Source organism: Clostridium aceticum (genome assembly GCF_001042715.1).
Taxonomy (GTDB): domain Bacteria; phylum Bacillota; class Clostridia; order Peptostreptococcales; family Natronincolaceae; genus Andreesenella; species Andreesenella acetica.
In genome coordinates this window covers 3,111,596-3,129,323 of record NZ_CP009687.1, presented here as the reverse complement: position 1 = coordinate 3,129,323, position 17,728 = coordinate 3,111,596, and the positions used below count along the sequence as shown (strand labels likewise).

The window sequence follows — 17,728 nt, the reverse complement described above, 5'->3', positions numbered from 1 at the left end:
AAAGAAGATAGAGGTGTTGGCTGTGGAGGAAGTTCATGTTCTGCCAGGGAGGATGCGATTAAAAAGTCCCCAACTGTATGACAAAAAAATAGCAGAAACTATGCATATTGCTATAGAAAAATTGATAGGAGTAAAATACAGTAGGGTAAATTATTATACATCTTCTGTGCTAATCGTTTATGATATAGAAAAAACAGATCAAGTATCTATTCAAGAAGAAATAAAAGACATCTTAAAAAATATAAAGGAAGGAAAAAGTCTTGTTTTAACGCAGAACAAGACTTATCTAAGTGCCATACAAAATCAAAAAAAAGCTAGAAATAGATTTTTATTTTACGGCTCTCTTTATGTATTGTTTAAAGTAAAAAATGCTTTGTTTGGAGTATTTCCTATCAGTAGACACATAAGATTATTAATCACTGCTTCCGTCATTACCACTGTTGAAGGCTATCCAGCACTCAAGCGGTTTTTTAAACATATCTCAAATAAAGCCCCTAGATTGTCGGATGTTTTGTTAAGGATTACAGCCATCTCTCTGATTTTTCTTAGGGAGGATGGCATGGGGTGTTTACTGCTAAGCTTTAGATATATAAATGATTACTTAAGATATGCTACAGAAGTGGAGTATCTGAGAATTCTTCATCAAAGTATAGTAGAAAATATGGACCTAGTAACAATAGAAACTTTGCAAGGTGAGAAAATGTTAATGCCTATTGCAGATTTAAGGGTGGGAGAAAAAATTCATCTACAAAAAGGAGATATTCTTCCTACAGATGGTGTAATTATAGAAGGCAAAGCTCTTATTGATGGAATATATGGCACTGGGCAGTTAAGTATATTAGAAATGATGCCGCAGGATCAAGTTCACGAGGGAATGAGAGTTTTAGACGGGGATATTATCATAGAAGTTACAAATCTGCCTCATAAAATGGAAAGAGCTTATCATGCTGTAGAGGAAATGCGTATCTATCAAAAGGTAACTAACTATCAGGAAGGAATAGGCAGTTTTTCAATTGTACTAGCCTTTATTAATTATCTAGTTACGGGAAATTTATTAAATGCTTTAGGAATCGTACTTTTGCTTTGTCCTACTGCTTCTGAATTGGCTGTTCATACAGGAATGAATAGCTATCTCCATTTATTAGGAAAACATAAAATTTTTCTTAAACGTCCTGCCGCAATAGAAAAAGCAGCCTACATCAATCATGTAGCCTTTGATAAGACTGGGACGTTGAGTCAGGGGAAAGCAGAGGCCACTATGGACACTGAGTTTTACCCTAATGATGTACCTAAGGATCTAATACGAGAAGATGCTTATGCTTTAATAAACGCTTTAAAAAAACAAGGTATTACAAGATTATCTTTACTTACGGGGGATACTGCTTCTAAGGCTAATTATGCAGGGGAAGTCTTGGGGATTGATAATATATATAGTGAATGCAGTAGAGAAGAAAAAGGAAAAATAATTGGGGAGCTAAAAACGACAGATGAGATTATGATGGTAGGAGATGGGGTTAATGACCTAGAAGCTATGCGTTACGCAGATATAAGCGTTGGTTTAGTAAGCTCTTCCTGTGATAAAGTCAAACTTTATTCAGATTGTATCATATTTGAAGATGATCTATATAAGGTGGCAGATTTTATTCAACTATCTCAAAGATCCTATAGAGCAATAGAACAACATACTAATTTTTCTAAGATGTATAATATCACATTAGGGATTCTAGCGGTATTTATCCCATTTAATCCCTATACAGCAAAATCTTTGAATACGATCAATTCATTGTTGGTGTTGCTGCTGAGTAAAAGAATAGAGTATTTTAATCCAAAGAGAGAATATAAACTTCTTCATGAGGGTGAAGTGTTGGGATAAAACCGTTATCATATTTTGATAACGGTTTTATATATAGGATTAATTATTAGAAGAAAAAAGTTGTAAATAAAGGTTGATTAAAGTAAAATAATGGGTATAGTATGAAATAAAGTTAAGAAGACGGACTATTTTTAAGTAAATATCACGGAGAAGAGGTGAGAGATTGTGATAAAAACGATGGAAAAAAAGCTATGTATGCCGAATTTTCCAGGCGTTATTGAGACAAAAAGTTTCTTGAAGGGAAGGGTGCGTTTTTATGTCCCTCTAATTGTGGGAAATCCGCAAAACGCCGATATAATCAATACTCAGATGGTTAAGTTAAAAGGTATCATCGCAGTGGAAACAAACACAATCAGCGGCAGTGTTCTTATAAATTATAATGAAGAAGAAATTCCTCCAACGATTGTTTTTGGTGTTGTAATCAAACTGCTGGGTTTGGAGGAGGAACTAGAGCGTATTCCTCAGCCTATTCTTACAAAGGAAATTAATAATATCGCCAGTGCTTTGAACCATGCAATATATGACTATTCTAAAGGATTGGTTGACTTATGGTCAGGAGTGCCAATGCTTTTAGGAATCTTGGGTATACGACAAGTTTTACGTTCACAAGCAACCTTACCGGGGGGGATCACTTTACTGTGGTGGAGTTATTCTCATTTGATGAGTAGGAGGGAAAAACAGCATGTTTGATTTTATTACAAAGGTTTTTCTTTATTTTGATAAAGTAGAAGTAGTACATAGCTTACCGGGAAGATTGCGTATTTATGCGCCTGTGGCTAAGATGATTCCTGAAAACCTTAAAGTAGATAATGATTGGATGAATCGACTTTTTTCTCTAATCCCTGGTGTGAATACTGTTTCCTTTAGCCCCGTAACAAGCAGCCTCTTGATTCATTATGATCCTGGTAAAACTACTGAAGAAAGAGTTCTAGCTTACATTGATAATATGATTCAAATTATAAAGATACACAACAAAGAGTTACAGGGAGTTAATGAAAATAATCTACAGGAAACACTAAACAAATTCTATCATCTCGTTAAAAACAATCTACATACCATTAGCAGTAAGTTTACGAAATAAAAAAACATAAAATAGGGGGAGATTATATATGGTATGGAAGATGAAAGAAAGTCCTCTTTTATATTGTCAAGTCATTCATAGTCTACCAGGACGTATTCGCCTTGGGTCCCGTGCTTTTCGATATTTGGGGAAATATACAAAAGAAATTATGGAATACTTAGGAAATGCAGGCTGTATCACCTATAGTGAAATTAGTATTATTACTGAAAATGTATTGATTTATTATGACAAGGACAAAGCTTCACCAGAAGATATTAAAAAAATTATAGAATCTGTGATTTCTTCTTATTCACTTGTATCCTTCCAAGCAGAGCGTAAAATGAAAAGTTTAACTTCTGTAGATGAAAGAAGCCTTCAAGAAGAACCCATCAGCAAAATTTTAGCACGGATTACTATTACTGGGGCAGTTTTAGCTTCCTCCTTTTTTCTGAAGGGTCCCGCTGTTGTTTCTGCAAACCTATGGAAGAGGTTTTTGACCTTTCCTGCTGTCAGCAGCATGATAATGTCAATCCCTGTATTTAAAAGCGGTGTAGCATCTTTTAAAAGTAGTATGCGTCCTAATGCGGATACCTTGACTTCTGTAGCGGTGCTATCTTCGATTGTAGCAGGACAGGATATATCTGCCCTCACTACGATTCTATTGGCGGACATTGCTGAGTTGCTTACAGCATATACCATGGATCGTACTCGTAATGCTATTAGAGACATGCTTTCAGTGGGAGAAGATTTTGCATGGCGTATGAAGAAGGATGGAGAAAGAGAAAGAATTAGAGTTCAAGAAGTAAGACCTAATGACAGCATTCTGATTTATACGGGAGAAAAAATTAGCATCGATGGGGTGGTGGAGGAAGGAGAGGCAGTGATCGACCAGTCTTCTATCACAGGAGAATATATGCCGGCTGTAAAAACTATAGGAGATCAGGTTTTCGCTGGTTCTGTTCTGAAAAATGGCTTCCTGAGGGTGAAGGCAGAAAAAGTAGGGGATCAAACAGCTGTAGCTAGAATTCTGCATTTGGTTGAAGAGGCCTCCTATCAAAAATCAGATATTCAATTGTTTGCAGATAGATTCTCTGCTCAATTTATTCCCTTTAACTTTGGACTAGCACTGATGGTATATCTTTTCACCAAGAATTCTACCCGTGCTTTAAATATGCTGGTGGTGGACTATTCTTGTGGTGTGCGATTGTCTACAGCTACTGCGTTTTCTGCATCTATTTATACAGCTGCCCGCAATGGTGTATTAATCAAAGGTGGCAACTATATTGAAAAATTAGCAGAAAGTCGTACCTTGATTCTTGATAAAACAGGAACCATTACAGAAGGCAAACCACAGGTGGCAAGTATGCTACCAGCACATCCATGGATTGAGACCCGTGAAATGATGGAGCTGGCAGCAGCAGCTGAAGAAACCTCTAGTCATCCATTGGCTTTGGCTATCTTGGATAAGGTGAAGGGCAGTGGATGGAATATTCCTCAGCATGAAGAGATTGAAGTCTTTGTAGCAAGAGGGGTGCAAACTATTGTAGAAGGTCATGTGATTCGGGTAGGAAATATGCGTTTTATGGAGGAAAACCATATTGATACTTCCTCTATACAGGAAAAAATATTTACATTGATGCAGCGACAAGAGATTATTGTGTATGTTGCAAAGGACGAAAAAATCATAGGGATCATAGGTATTCAAGATAAACTCAGAGAGAATATGAAAAAATCCATCAACAGATTGCGGTTACTGGGCATGGATGATATGATTCTACTGACAGGGGATTTAGAGCATCAAGCAGATTTCATATCCCATAGAATGGCTATGGACGACTTTGAATCAGAAATGCTTCCTGAAGATAAAGCTAGGAAAATACTGCAACTTCAATCCAGAGGGGCTAAGGTTACGATGGTAGGAGATGGGATAAATGATGCACCGGCATTAGCCTATGCAGATGTGGGAATCGCTATGGGGGGAAGTAAAACAGATATTGCAATGGAATCTGCGGACATTACCATTGCCAGTGATAATCCTCTACTGATTCCAGAAACTGTTTACCTATCGAAAAAGACCATGAGTATAGTGAAGCAAAACTTTGCATCTGCTATCGGAATTAATACTTTAGGACTTGTACTGGGCTCCATGGGTGTGATTCCTGTACTTTGGGCGGCAGTTCTACACAATTCAAGCACCATCGCTGTAGTCCTAAACTCTGCAAGGTTGCTATTTTACGATATCAGTAAAGAGGTGTAATCATGGAAAATTTAGGTGTTGTGGTACTACACAGTATTCCTGGCCGGATCAGAGTAAGGATATTGCCTGATGTAAATGGAATTCAGGAAAGTATTGAAAAATTAACGGAAAATACTGATATACTGATGACAAAATATACATCGATTACAAGGACACTATTGATAAGGTATAAAAGTTATCAATTGAAGCAGGAACAAGTATTAATTCAACTAGGTTTTGTGCTTTCTTTACAAAATAATTTAAAAACTATTAAAATCATACCCAAATGCTGTTCCTTAAAAATTTCTCCACTGGCTGTATACTCGGGTATATCGTTACTGGGGGCTTTTGCCACAACAGCCTTACATATGCCTACACAAGTACAAAGCAGCTTTAAAGGAATTGCTGCTTTAGGTACAGCAGGTGCAGTAGTAGAGCATGGTATTATGGAGATCAAGGAAAAAGGAGTATACGATTTTGAAGTAATTTCACTGGTCTACTTAATCAATGGAATTTTACAAAATAACTATTTAAAAGTAGCTGCCATTACATGGGGCTTAACCTTTGGAAGACATTTCGCAGATGTTCCTTTGAAAAATGTCTATATAAAAGCCTATAAGGTGATAGAGGGTTCAACAGATGCAGAAGATTATGATGCGATTATTTCTTATGATGCCAGTGCTTTCAATATCATTTCATTAATAAAGTTTTTTAAAACCACGATAAACAAGTTAAACTTTAGAGAAAATCCATTGAACATGGAAACGGCTAACAATAATTACTGCAGAGGACTTCAAAAGGCTAGTGGTTTTGTTTACAAATGTGCTTACGCAAGAAGGTAAAAAGCTTTTAAATAAACTATGAAAAGGAGAGGATATTATATGGTAAATATGAATATTACAAGAGATCATGTTACTGGTTTCATGGTGGGGGTAGGGGTTTGTGCAGCAGGCTACTATGTCTACAAAAAAAACCAAGCGAAGGTAGACGATTTTTTAAGACAGCAAGGAATTGAAATGAATCCCTCAAAAACACTATCTTATCATGATATGACTTTAGAAGAATTGGTTTTTGAGAAGGAGCGCATAGAAGATCTGATTGCAGAAAAAGAAATAGGTCAAAATAATCAGATAGCACAATCTACAAACCAAGCTGTGCAATCTGCATAAAAAATTTAAAAGTAAGGGCATGAATGGTGAGAAAATCATCATTCATGCCCTTTTTTTAATGTTAAGGAAATTATATTTTAAATCTATTTCTTGTGGAGGAGAAGATTAGTCAAGGAGGATTTCCTTTAACCTCTGGAAATCCTTTATTTGGATCACTCTTTTATCAATAGATATCAGTCCATCTATTTCAAGTTTCTTTAATTCCCTTAAAAGTGAAGGTCTTGAAACATTCATATGCTCTGCCCAGGCCTTTTTTGAAAAAGGCAGCAGGATTGTACTGTTATCATCATCGTAATGGTCATATAGCAAAAAGTACGCTATTTTTTCTGCGATAGAAGTCAAAGAAAGAACTTCAATTTTCCTATTTAATGCTAATACACGGTTTGATACAGACTCTAAAAAACATGACATGATACCTTCATCTATTAAAAATAACTTCAAAAGTTCATCTTTATGTATAAATAAGATCTGGCAGGTTGTACATGCAGAAATCGTAGATGGATAATATTTTGTTTTAGAAAACAATGAAGCTTCAGCAATGAGATCTGAAGCTGTTCTTCGATTGAGGATAACAACTTTTCCGCATGGAAAAAGTTTTTGAACATCTACAGCACCAGACAAAATGATGCCCATCTTATCTGCAATTTGGTAAGGGGAAAATACAACTTCATTTTCTTTAAAAGTGTCAACGCTATAGTGGATATGGGATAGGAGGGAGTCAATTTCCTCTAAAGACTTAAGTTTAAACAAGTTGCAGTCTTGCAGGGATAATAGTATAGGATTCATGCCAAGGCTCCTTTCTAAAATAAATTATCAAAGTGTTGCAGGAGATACTTTTTGATTAGTTATATTGTAGTATAATACAATCATAACATTGATGACAATGATAATCAATAACAATTACATGGTGAATTTTCACTAAAGTAAGCTGAATAGTTTCTTCGGAAATCACTTTTACTCCAGTTTACTATTACTAGTAGTGACTTTGACTATTTTAAAAATCTTCTTGAATAGTAGAGGCAAAGGCTTTGGCTAAGTGTGTATAATTTAGTAATTGCAATAGATACCAGTTTTGGAGGAAAAGATTGAACATTAGGAGGTGGTTGATTGTACAGCTTAGGGATCGATATAGGATACGCTTCAATAAAACTTGTATTGATCAACAATAATAATGAAATAAAACATACAGTATATTTGCTGCACAAAGGAAGAATTCAAGAAGTTTTAAAAGAAACTATATATAACTTACTGTCAAGGTATGCACTAGAGGATGTAAAATTTGCAGCCATAACAGGGAATGGAAGTAAGTTTTTAGCTGAGGAGCAAGAAATTCAACATATAAATGAAGTAACGGCAATCGTAGAAGGCAGTAGGATCACAGAGGAAAAAATTGGTTCAATTATAGAAATTGGGGGGCAAAGTGCAAAATATATTACAGAATTTAACAAAAATCATAAATCACAAATAAAAATAGGGATTAATGCTGATTGTTCTGCCGGTACAGGTTCCTTTTTAGAGGAACAAATATCTAGATTGGATTTAAAACTAGAAGACTATTCTATTTTCACAGAGAAGGCACAATCTATTCCAAGAATCGCAGGCAGATGTAGTGTGTTTGCTAAAACAGATTTGATTCATCATCAACAGGAAGGGGTTTGTGTAGAAGATTTATTACTAGGGCTGGCTTACGCTTTGGTTAAAAACTATAAAGCAGCAGTCATAAAAAAATTACCTATTAGAAAGCCAATACTATTTATTGGTGGTGTTGCATATAACTTAGGAATTATTAGGGCACTAAAAGATGTCTTGAGTTTAGATGAAGGAGAATTAATTGTACCGCAGCAATGTGGTAATGTTGGTGCATTGGGGGCAGCTGTAATAGCAAATAAAGATAAGCTAAAAATAGACTTACAAAAACTCCTAGATCATTTAGAAAATAGAAAAGACAGTCATGAAGCAAAGGATGATAAGACCCAGTTTCCTAAATTAAAAGCTTTTGGAGAAAATGACAGCGAAAATAAACACCTTTGTAAAACCATAGGAGAAACCGACTTAGAATGTTATCTAGGTATTGACATAGGGTCTACAAGTACTAATTTGGTTCTTATGAATAAAGAAAGTGAAATCATTGCCTATAGATATCTAAAAACTCTAGGAAACCCTATTGAAGCTGTGAGGAAGGGTCTGAAGGATTTAAAATATGAGTTTGGAGATAGGATAAAGATGATGGGGGTGGGCACCACAGGTTCTGGCAGATATATGATTGGTGAGCTTATTGGTGCAGATATCATTAAGGATGAAATTACTGCTCAGGCAAAGGCAGCAGTGACAATAGACGACAGCGTGGACACCATCTTTGAAATAGGGGGGCAGGACTCTAAATATATCAGACTTGAAAATGGTGTTGTAACAGACTTTGAAATGAATAAAATCTGTGCGGCAGGAACCGGTTCTTTTATTGAAGAACAGGCTAAAAAGCTGAATATACCCGTAAATGATTTTGGAGAAATTGCTCTAAACAGTCATTATCCAGTGAACTTAGGAGAAAGATGTACAGTATTTATTGAAGCAAACATAGCAGCTAGTTTATCAAAGGGTGTTAAGATAGATCAGCTTGCTTCAGGACTTTGTTATGCTATTGCAAAAAATTATCTTAACAAGGTGGTGGGACAGAAGAAAATAGGAAATAAAATATTTTTCCAAGGAGGGGTAGCATATAATCAAGGAGTTATCAATGCCTTCAGAGCACTTCTAGGAGATAAATTGTTTGTTCCTCCTTTTTTCAGTGTAACAGGTGCCTATGGTGTTGCAATTTTGGCAAAAGAAGAAATGCTGGAGGAAAAGAGTAAATTCAAGGGATTAAATTTTGATACAAAAATACAATTTGATGAGAAACAAAAGCATTATCAGCCTAAGACAGAGGGTGAGGGAAAAATTTATAATGAAATTGAGAAGCTATATTTAAAAGGATATGATGCTTCCATTGATCCCCAAAAAGAAACAGTAGGTATACCAAGGGTTTTATTTCTGCATAAACTATTCCCTATGTTTCATGTGTTTTTTAAGGAGTTAGGTTTCAATGTACTTTTATCGAATTCAACAGATGAAGAAACCATTAAGTTAAGTCAAGAGTATTCTCTGGACGAAACCTGCTATCCTGTAAAGTTAATTCATGGTCATGTGGCGGAATTGATGAATAAAAAGGTAAACTATTTATTTCTACCTGCCCTATATACCATGACCCATCCTATATCAAAGAGCAGACAGGACTATGGCTGTGTGTATATGCAGGCGGCACCTGCTATGATTAACCAGGCGATGGAATTAGAAAAAAAAGGAATAAAACTGTTATCACCAGTTCTATCATTTAAATTTGGGAAAAAATATATGATGAGCACTCTACTAGAATTAGGAAAAAGCCTTGGAAAAAGTACAATTCAAACTATGCTTGCTCTACAAAAAGGTATGCAGTCTTTAAAAATCTTTGAGAAAAAGGTTGAGATGATAGGACAGGAAGCCGTCAAAAAACTAAAGCCAGGTGAAAAAGCCTTTGTGATTATTACAAGGGCCTATGGGGTGAGTGATCCAGTACTTAACATGGGTATACCTAAAAAACTGATGGCTATGGGATATAAAGTCTTGACACTCTCCAATCTACCAGCCCATACCCATGATACCTCTAAAGAATATCCTAATATGTATTGGCCCTTTGGACAACATATTTTATCTGGAGCACAGATTGTAAAACAGCATCCTAATTTATATGCCATTTACATTACCAATCATGGCTGCGGTCCAGATACAATATTAGCCCACTACTTTCGAGAGGAAATGAAGGGAAAGCCTTATTTAAGCATTGAAGTAGATGAACATTCCTCCAGTGTTGGGGTACTAACCAGGGTGGAGGCTTTTGTAAACAGCTTAAAAACAAAGGAAGTAGAGATGAGAAAAGCTGAGGATTTAAAGACCTACTCTAATAGGGTTGCACATAAGGAGGTGAATATAAAAAATAGTTTTCATGAATTAAAAGATAAAGGGGTAGTGTATTTACCCTACTTATATCCTTATTCAACCCTGTTGAAGGAGCTGTTGCTTAAAAAGGGAATAAAGGCGGATGTTTTGCCCATGACAAATAGCACTTCTGTTGATATAGGAAGAAAATTTACCATCACAAAAGAATATTTTTCTTTGACAGCAATATTGGGAGATGTTTTCAAGAAACTTTATGCATCTAAAAAAGATGAAGAAAACATGGCCTTCTTTATACCTAAGTCAGAGGGTACAGAAGCCAATGGACAATATGATCGTCTGTTGAGGATGAAGCTGAACGAAGAAGGTTTTCATCATGTAGAGATCATTGCCCCCTTCATAGAAGATGTATTACATGAAGATGAAGATGCTGAAGGGATTTACTTAAGCTTATTGGCAGGAGATCTTATTAGAATGGCACCTAAAGGTGATAGAGATAAGTACTTGTGTGAAATTCTTGCAGGAATTAAAAATAGTAATTTTAAAATAAATCATCTAAAGGAAATAGCAAAAAAAATATATACTGAGTTAAAACTCAAAAAAAGCAAGAAAAGGATTTTTGTGATAGGGGAACCTATGGTTCTTTTTAATGATTTTATGAATAACTTTACCTTCAATCATATTGAGGAGGAGGAAAATAGAGTCATCTATAGTCCTTTAAGTGAGTATATGTGGTTTATATGGGGGGACTTTTTAACGAAAAAACTAGACAAAAAATCCCCAATATTACGCCAGAGATTAAATAGGTTTGAGTATTATATCCATGCTATATCTGAGTGTTTAGCAGATGAGAGTCCCTTTGCAAAGGATTTAAGTCATCTAATTGCTGCGGCAGATGAAAGAATGAAGTATTATTCCGGCGGAAATGGAAGATACCGTCAAGCAAAAATAGTGTCTAGTTTCAACAATATTGACGGCATAATCACTGCAGCATCAATGTATGAAAATACAAATATCATATTAAATCTATTATATAAAGGAGTTGATGAAAAACTTTTAAAGCCTGTACTTCATTTAACCTTTGATGGAAATAAAAATGAAAACGACGAGACAAAGATCAAATCTTTTATGTACTATATCTAAATAAATAGGAGGAATCATTTATGGAAAAAGAAAAGTTTATAAAAAACATACCCTTTGCAGAGGCATTAAATATGAAGGAGCTTACAACTTACCAAGAAGGAAAAGTCATAAGCAGAACCTTAGCACAGAGGGAGGGATTGAGTATCACCTTATTTGCCTTTGATCAAGGGGAAGGAATAAGTACCCATTCAGCACCTGGTGATGCCATGGTATATATTTTAGACGGTAGTGTAGAAATTACCATTGGAGAGAAGAAATTAATCTTATCAGAAGGAGAAACTACAGTGATGCCTGCAAATATACCCCATGACTTGAAGGCAGTTGAGAAATTTAAGATGTTATTGATTGTTGTAAAACCAGCAAAGTAAGAGATTAGAAGTAAAATAAGTACAGATAGAGAATGATAATGAAAATTATTTTTAATTAAACCATGCTGTTCATAAAGGTGGGTGAATCATGATATTACAATTAAAAAAAATCCATAAAAAGTATAAGGATATACAGGTTTTTAATAATCTTTCCCTTGAGATAAAGGAAAGTGAAATCCTTTGTATCATAGGACCTTCAGGTTGTGGAAAGTCTACGATTTTAAATCTCATATCAGGTTTAATCAAACCTGATGAAGGGGAACTAATGAACAAAAGTAATAAAATAGCCTATGTATTTCAAGAAGATAGACTGCTGCCGTGGAGAACGGTATATAAAAATATAAAATTAGTAGATCAGTACAGTAGTAAAGAAGAAGTTGATGAATTAATAGCAGATATGGGTTTGAAGGGTTTTGAAAACAAGTTTCCACATGAACTTAGTGGAGGCATGAGGCAAAGATGTTCAATAGCCAGGGCCTTTAACTACCAATCAGAACTACTTCTTATGGATGAACCTTTTAAATCTTTAGACTATGATTTAAGAAAAAATATGCTAAATCACTTGATTAAGCTTTGGAAAAAAACGAAGAATGCTATTGTATTTGTAACACATGAAATAGACGAGGCTTTACTTTTAGGAAATAGAATCATTGTTTTGTCTGATAGACCCACAAACATATTAAAAATTTTTCAAATAGATTGCCCTCAGGATGAAAGAAAATTGCAGGATAAAAAATTTATTGAAATTCGCAGCGAGATTATAGACTTATTAGCTAAAAAAAAGAAAAAAGGTGCATAGGCAAAGTCATGGGAATGGTTCCAATGGTGCTCAAACATAGTGAAGGACCACAGGAAAAGCATGGAACTGTTCCTGTGATGCATCGTGTAAGATAAATAAGGGGAGTGAATAAAAATGAAAAGAATGATGGGTTTGCTTTTAACCTTAGTGCTGATCAGCGTTCTAGCTGTAGGTTGTTCAAATAGCTCAAAACGTCAGCCTGGGAGTACACAGGCAGAAAATGATGTAGAAGCTGCTGCTGAAGTCAAACAAGAGGAAAAAATTCATATTAAGGTTGCAGCACCTTCAGGTGCACCGACTCTTAGTATGATAAAGATGTTTAAAGAAAATCCTTCTTTAGGAAAAAACGTAGAAGTAAGCTATGAGTCTGTTAAATCGCCGGATTTAATGGCTTCAAGACTAATGTCAAGTGAAGTAGATATTGCAGTAGTTCCAACCAATCTTGCAGCAAATATTTATAATAAAGGAATACCTTATCAATTAGCAGCTTCTAATGTATGGGGGGTACTGTATTTAGTAAGCAGTGAAGATATAAATGATTGGCATGATTTAAAAGGAAAAGAAATTCATACCATTGGCAGAGGTTTAACCCCTGATATTGTATTAAGATACTTATTAAGCAATAATGGCATAGATCCTGAAAAGGATGTAACTTTAAACTACCTTGGAGAAGCAACTGAACTGGCATCTGCTTTTATAGCAGGAAAAAGTAAAATTTCTGTTATACCTGAACCAGTACTTTCAAATGTACTTATGAAGAAGGAAGGTACAAAAATAGTCTTAAATCTCCAAGAAGAATGGGCAAAGACAACAAACATGGACTCCAGTTATCCACAAGCTTCTTTAATTATAAAAAAAGATATCATAGAAAAATACCCAGAGCTTGTAGAAGCCTTTGTGAAGGAGTTTGAAGACAGTATAAACTGGGCAAATGATTATCCAACTGAAGCAGGAATTTACAGCGAAGAATTACAAACTGGATTAAATCCACAAGTGGTGGAAAAAGGTATGGAAAGGTCAAATATTAAATTTGTCAATGTCACAGAGGCTAAAAGTGCTATTGAAACCTATTTAAAAATATTACATGATTATTCACCGGATATAGTGGGAGGTAAACTACCGGATGATGATTTCTACTTCAAAAAATAAAGAGTACAAAGAGATAATCTATACGATTATTTCTGTAGTAGTATTAATTCTATTGTGGAAAATTTTAGCTATATGGGTGGGAAAAGAAATTATTCTACCTTCACCGGAAGCTACCTTCAGTAAGTTAATCATGATTATCAGAGCAGAAAATTTCTTGCAGTCTATATTAAGTACACTAATTAGGTCTATGCTGGGATTTTCTATAGCCTTTCTGCTGGCCCTTATTTTAGGTATGCTTGCTGGCTTTTTTAAACCTGTATATTATTTACTGAAACCTGTAATAGTCATCAACAAAGCGATTCCAACCATGGCAGTAATTCTTTTAGCCCTTATATGGCTGGAGTCAGAGAAGGCCCCTATTCTAGTAGGTTTCTTAGTGATCTTTCCACTTTTATACTATAATGTTGTTGAAGGAATCAGAAGTGTAGATGAGAAACTGATAGAAATGGTAAAATTATATCAAGTAAACAAAGTTAAAGTGATAAAAGAACTATATATTCCTTCTATAAAATCTTATTTAATTGCAGGTGCTTCAACTGCATTAGGTTTAAACCTAAAAATCGTTATAGCAGCAGAAGTGCTAAGTCAACCAAAAATTTCTATGGGAACAAACTTTCAAATAGAAAAAGCTAATCTTAACACAGCAGGGGTATTTGCTTGGGCAATTATTGCCATTGTAATGGCTGCGGTTTTGGATGGCATAGTAAAATTGATGCAAAGAAACTAGCTAGATAAAAATTTAAAATAAAAGAGCATTAATTATGGCTTGTTAATAATTAATGTTCTTTTTTATTTATTTTTCATGACTATACTAAATGGTAAGAAAAATCAATACACACGATTTGTATATTATTGACAAATATAGTTAATCAGAATATAATTTAATTAAGTAAATGCTTAATTAAATTATATTTCATAATCTATTACTATGTAAAAATTTCAGATTAAATATTGTTAATGAAAGGAGGTGAAGATGATGAGTGAAAACAACAAAGATACGTGTACACATCCTGAGTTAAAGCCTAAAGATGGTAAGTGCAGTGAGAAGCAGATTAAAGAATGCCATGGACACGAAAAATAACATCCTTGCGATAACGAAAAAAAATAATACCATATTTGGAAGGATGAGCAAGCATATTTTACCTAAATAGCATAGATAGTTGCTCATCTTCCTAGGTTTCAAAAAAGGAGGGTTAGCTTGAATATATTAGAGGTGAATAATCTGACTAAAAATTACGGAGATTTTATGGCAGTTAAAGGGATAGACTTCTCTATTAAGAAGGGCGAAATTTTTGGTTTTCTAGGACCCAACGGTGCAGGAAAAACCACTACTATAAATATGCTTACGGGACTAGTAAGACCTACAGGCGGTTCAATTATGCTGTCAGAAATAGATTGTGTGAAGAATATAAAGAAGGCACAGCATGCAATTGGCATCGTGCCCGACGAAAGCAACCTTTATGATGAAATGAACGGATTTGATAACCTTGCTTTTTGTGGATCTCTTTACGGAATTGAAAAAGTTAAAAGAGAAAAAAAGGCAAAGATCTTATTGGAGGAATTTGGGCTTTCTGATACAGGAAAAAAACTTTTTAAAGCCTATTCAAAAGGGATGAAGAGAAAACTGACTATTGCTGCAGGCATAATACACGAATAATTATGCATGTAGATGTAGATAACAAGAGGATAGGTTGCCTCTATTAACTAAATCCATTATATAACAAGAAAGATTTTATTAATATCATCTAAGTTTAAAATTGTAATAGCGTGTTTATGGAAGGTATTGACAAAACTATTTAAGTATAATAAAATACATTTAAGTAATTACTTATTTAGTATGAGATGTGTATGAAGATGATTATGATAAAAAAGCCTTAAATATATTTATTGTATAAGCAGAGGAAGGTATTTATTTTTTTTGATTATTCAATGATAATAATAATCATTATAATTTATTTATAAATTATCGGTTGAGCAGTGAAAGTAACTAAAGTACCTAATATGTGTAAGGAAACAAATATTTTTTTTAAAACATAAATGATAATGAAAATCATGTTCTATGACTTGGCGATGATATTTCAAAGAAAAAGTATTTTAAGATCAGTATAAATGAAGGGGGATAAAAATATGCTGGAAACGAAAAATCTTAACTTTAGTTATGGGAAAGAAATGATATTGAAGGATATAAATTTTAATGCTGACCACGGGGAAGTTATTTCTTTAATAGGACCAAATGGTTCTGGAAAGTCTACTTTACTCCGATGCTTGTCTAAACTCTTGGTGACAAAAAAGAATGAAATATATTTATTAGACAAACCATTAAGAGACTATAGTCGCAGACAAATTGCACAAAAAATAGCCTTTTTGCCTCAAATGCAGGAATCCCTTAAACAAATAAGCATATGGGAACTGGTGGCGATGGGAAGAAGTCCTTATCATGATATGGGGTGGTCCTTTAATAAAGAAGACAGAGAAAAGATTAGTTGGGCTATTGACTATATGAAGTTAAGTCATTTACAGCATCGTTTTTTGGAGGCGCTTTCTGGGGGTGAACGGCAGCGAGCTTGGATCGCTATGGTTCTAGCACAGGATACCCCCATTGTCTTATTGGATGAGCCGGTTACTTATATGGATTTAAAACATCAATGGGATTTACTTAATACAATTATAAATTTAAAACATGAGTTTGGAAAAACTGTTATTTCAGTTTTTCATGATATTAATCATGCCTTAGAAGTCTCTGATTATATTTATCTATTGAAGAATGGTGAGATTTATGGGGCGGGCACATCTAAGGAGGTGATTACAGAGAAAGCATTACGAGAGGTTTACGGCATCTGTGCACACGTCTGCCAAATAAAGCACTGCTGTCGACCCATTGTAGTACCAATAGGTGTGCAAAACAAAAAGCATCATCAAGTGAAGAAAAAAATATGTAAAGGGGTGCAAATAGGATGAAAAAAATATGGCGTAGGGATAAAATTATCATATTTTTTTTGATAGTACTTGTGTTGTCTATTTTCATGAGTGGCTGCCAAAAAGGTGAAGAACAAAGTAGTATTGAGGAGAATGTTGATGAAGGCATAGAAGTAGATATGGAAGAGAACTTAGGAGTAGTCATAGAAGATCATCTGGGTAGGGAAGTGTTTCTTCCAGAAAACCCCACAAGGATATTAGCTTTAACCCGTGCTTATATGGAAGAGTTGTTTGAACTTGGCATCACGCCTATAGGAAAAGTAGAGGAGTACAAAAACCGTCCAGAGGGCGTAGCATTGCCTAGCGTTTCTAATCAGGAAACCCCTGATCTTGAAGCAATCTATCAGCTGGAACCAGACTTTATTATTGCCAATACCAGACAGCACTCAAATGTGCTGGAGAACCTTGAGGCTACAGGAGCAACAGTTTTTTTCGTAGATCCTAACCGTATAGAGGAAGACCCTCTGACAGATCGTATTTTGCTTTTTGGAAGTCTTTTTGGTAAACAACAGGTGGCTGAAGACTATGTACAGCAATTAGATGAATTATCTGTGCAGCTACAGGATAAAGTGAAAGAATATGGTTATGAAACAGCACTGATTTTGCAGGGTGGAGTTGAAAGCATACAAGCAGCACAGCCTACTGGGCTTTATGGAGCCCTGTTGATGAGGTTGGGAATGAAAAATATTGTTCCAGAAGGTTTACCAGGATCAGATAAGTCTACGTGGGTAAATTTTGATATCGAAACTATTCTACTAGAAGATCCTGATGTCATCCTTATTAGAGCGGCAGGAAGTAAGGAACAAGAACCAGAAAACCTCCTAGACTATTATAAAGAGGAGGCACAATGGCAGCAATTAAAGGCTGTGAAGGAAGGAAAGTTATTTATTTTGCCTGCAAAAGTAAATCCGGGGAATATTTCTAATGAAGAAGCACTAAAAACAACTGCAAAGGCTATTTGTCCTGATTAATAAGGAGGTTTCAAC

Annotated in this window: 15 protein-coding genes; 14 read left to right on the top strand and 1 reads right to left on the bottom strand. The window is 34.9% G+C overall.

Translation table 11 applies throughout. The features are described 5' to 3' along the window. Positions 1–13: 13 nt before the first annotated feature. The 6 genes from CACET_RS14380 (at position 14) to CACET_RS14355 (ending at position 6,338) form a co-directional block, all read left to right on the top strand. Positions 14–1,873 (top strand): HAD-IC family P-type ATPase, encoded by a 1,860-nt coding sequence (locus CACET_RS14380; RefSeq protein ID WP_341410468.1) that lies wholly within the window; start codon positions 14–16, stop codon positions 1,871–1,873. Between the two features lie 165 nt (positions 1,874–2,038). Beyond that, the gene (locus tag CACET_RS14375; RefSeq protein ID WP_044824923.1) at positions 2,039–2,563 is read left to right on the top strand and encodes an HMA2 domain-containing protein; all 525 of its coding nucleotides are present in this window, start codon (positions 2,039–2,041) and stop codon (positions 2,561–2,563) included. Beyond that, on the top strand, positions 2,556–2,954 hold the full coding sequence (locus CACET_RS14370; protein WP_044824922.1) for an HMA2 domain-containing protein: 399 nt from the start codon (positions 2,556–2,558) through the stop codon (positions 2,952–2,954). Before CACET_RS14375 ends, CACET_RS14370 begins: the two co-directional genes overlap by 8 nt. 28 nt (positions 2,955–2,982) lie before the next feature. Continuing rightward, on the top strand, positions 2,983–5,190 hold the full coding sequence (locus CACET_RS14365) for a heavy metal translocating P-type ATPase (RefSeq protein WP_044824921.1): 2,208 nt from the start codon (positions 2,983–2,985) through the stop codon (positions 5,188–5,190). A gap of 2 nt (positions 5,191–5,192) precedes the next feature. Then, entirely contained in the window at positions 5,193–6,011 is an 819-nt protein-coding gene (locus tag CACET_RS14360; RefSeq protein WP_044824920.1) for a hypothetical protein, read from the top strand. A 39-nt stretch (positions 6,012–6,050) separates the two neighbouring features. Further along, positions 6,051–6,338, top strand: coding sequence for a hypothetical protein (locus CACET_RS14355; protein WP_044824919.1), 288 nt, complete (start codon positions 6,051–6,053; stop codon positions 6,336–6,338). Between the two features lie 105 nt (positions 6,339–6,443). On the opposite strand, the gene CACET_RS14350 is transcribed toward CACET_RS14355, so the two are convergent. Continuing rightward, complete coding sequence (locus tag CACET_RS14350; protein ID WP_044824918.1) at positions 6,444–7,124, bottom strand: Crp/Fnr family transcriptional regulator; 681 nt, start codon at positions 7,122–7,124, stop codon at positions 6,444–6,446. A 321-nt stretch (positions 7,125–7,445) separates the two neighbouring features. On the opposite strand from CACET_RS14350, the gene CACET_RS14345 reads away from it, so the two are divergent. The 8 genes from CACET_RS14345 to CACET_RS14310 all read left to right on the top strand — a co-directional run bounded on the left by CACET_RS14345 (position 7,446) and on the right by CACET_RS14310 (position 17,713). Then, entirely contained in the window at positions 7,446–11,450 is a 4,005-nt protein-coding gene (locus CACET_RS14345) for an acyl-CoA dehydratase activase (protein ID WP_044824917.1), read from the top strand. Between the two features lie 20 nt (positions 11,451–11,470). Further along, entirely contained in the window at positions 11,471–11,818 is a 348-nt protein-coding gene (locus tag CACET_RS14340) for a cupin domain-containing protein (RefSeq protein ID WP_044824916.1), read from the top strand. An 88-nt stretch (positions 11,819–11,906) separates the two neighbouring features. Then, positions 11,907–12,617, top strand: a complete 711-nt coding sequence (locus tag CACET_RS14335) for an ABC transporter ATP-binding protein (protein ID WP_144414783.1) — start codon at positions 11,907–11,909, stop codon at positions 12,615–12,617. A gap of 114 nt (positions 12,618–12,731) precedes the next feature. Beyond that, positions 12,732–13,766, top strand: a complete 1,035-nt coding sequence (locus CACET_RS14330; protein ID WP_044824915.1) for an ABC transporter substrate-binding protein — start codon at positions 12,732–12,734, stop codon at positions 13,764–13,766. Then, on the top strand, positions 13,741–14,493 hold the full coding sequence (locus CACET_RS14325) for an ABC transporter permease (protein WP_044824914.1): 753 nt from the start codon (positions 13,741–13,743) through the stop codon (positions 14,491–14,493). The genes CACET_RS14330 and CACET_RS14325 overlap by 26 nt, the downstream gene beginning before the upstream one ends. Positions 14,494–14,964: 471 nt before the next feature. Further along, complete coding sequence (locus CACET_RS14320; protein WP_044824952.1) at positions 14,965–15,423, top strand: ABC transporter ATP-binding protein; 459 nt, start codon at positions 14,965–14,967, stop codon at positions 15,421–15,423. A 470-nt stretch (positions 15,424–15,893) separates the two neighbouring features. Next, positions 15,894–16,724 carry an ABC transporter ATP-binding protein gene (locus tag CACET_RS14315; RefSeq protein WP_052661431.1) on the top strand — a complete coding sequence of 277 codons (831 nt, stop codon included), beginning with the start codon at positions 15,894–15,896 and terminating at the stop codon, positions 16,722–16,724. Then, entirely contained in the window at positions 16,721–17,713 is a 993-nt protein-coding gene (locus CACET_RS14310) for an ABC transporter substrate-binding protein (RefSeq protein ID WP_044824913.1), read from the top strand. The genes CACET_RS14315 and CACET_RS14310 overlap by 4 nt, the downstream gene beginning before the upstream one ends. Positions 17,714–17,728: the final 15 nt, after the last annotated feature.

What these genes read in the sequence shown, in the direction of transcription:
- CACET_RS14340 (WP_044824916.1), top strand. Translation starts at nt 11,471, where the DNA reads ATGGAAAAAGAAAAGTTTATAAAAAACATACCCTTTGCAGAGGCATTA.
- CACET_RS14315 (WP_052661431.1), top strand. Translation starts at nt 15,894, where the DNA reads ATGCTGGAAACGAAAAATCTTAACTTTAGTTATGGGAAAGAAATGATA.
- CACET_RS14370 (WP_044824922.1), top strand. Translation starts at nt 2,556, where the DNA reads ATGTTTGATTTTATTACAAAGGTTTTTCTTTATTTTGATAAAGTAGAA.
- CACET_RS14335 (WP_144414783.1), top strand. Translation starts at nt 11,907, where the DNA reads ATGATATTACAATTAAAAAAAATCCATAAAAAGTATAAGGATATACAG.
- CACET_RS14350 (WP_044824918.1), bottom strand. Translation starts at nt 7,124, where the DNA reads ATGAATCCTATACTATTATCCCTGCAAGACTGCAACTTGTTTAAACTT.
- CACET_RS14330 (WP_044824915.1), top strand. Translation starts at nt 12,732, where the DNA reads ATGAAAAGAATGATGGGTTTGCTTTTAACCTTAGTGCTGATCAGCGTT.
- CACET_RS14355 (WP_044824919.1), top strand. Translation starts at nt 6,051, where the DNA reads ATGGTAAATATGAATATTACAAGAGATCATGTTACTGGTTTCATGGTG.
- CACET_RS14325 (WP_044824914.1), top strand. Translation starts at nt 13,741, where the DNA reads ATGATGATTTCTACTTCAAAAAATAAAGAGTACAAAGAGATAATCTAT.
- CACET_RS14310 (WP_044824913.1), top strand. Translation starts at nt 16,721, where the DNA reads ATGAAAAAAATATGGCGTAGGGATAAAATTATCATATTTTTTTTGATA.
- CACET_RS14360 (WP_044824920.1), top strand. Translation starts at nt 5,193, where the DNA reads ATGGAAAATTTAGGTGTTGTGGTACTACACAGTATTCCTGGCCGGATC.
- CACET_RS14365 (WP_044824921.1), top strand. Translation starts at nt 2,983, where the DNA reads ATGGTATGGAAGATGAAAGAAAGTCCTCTTTTATATTGTCAAGTCATT.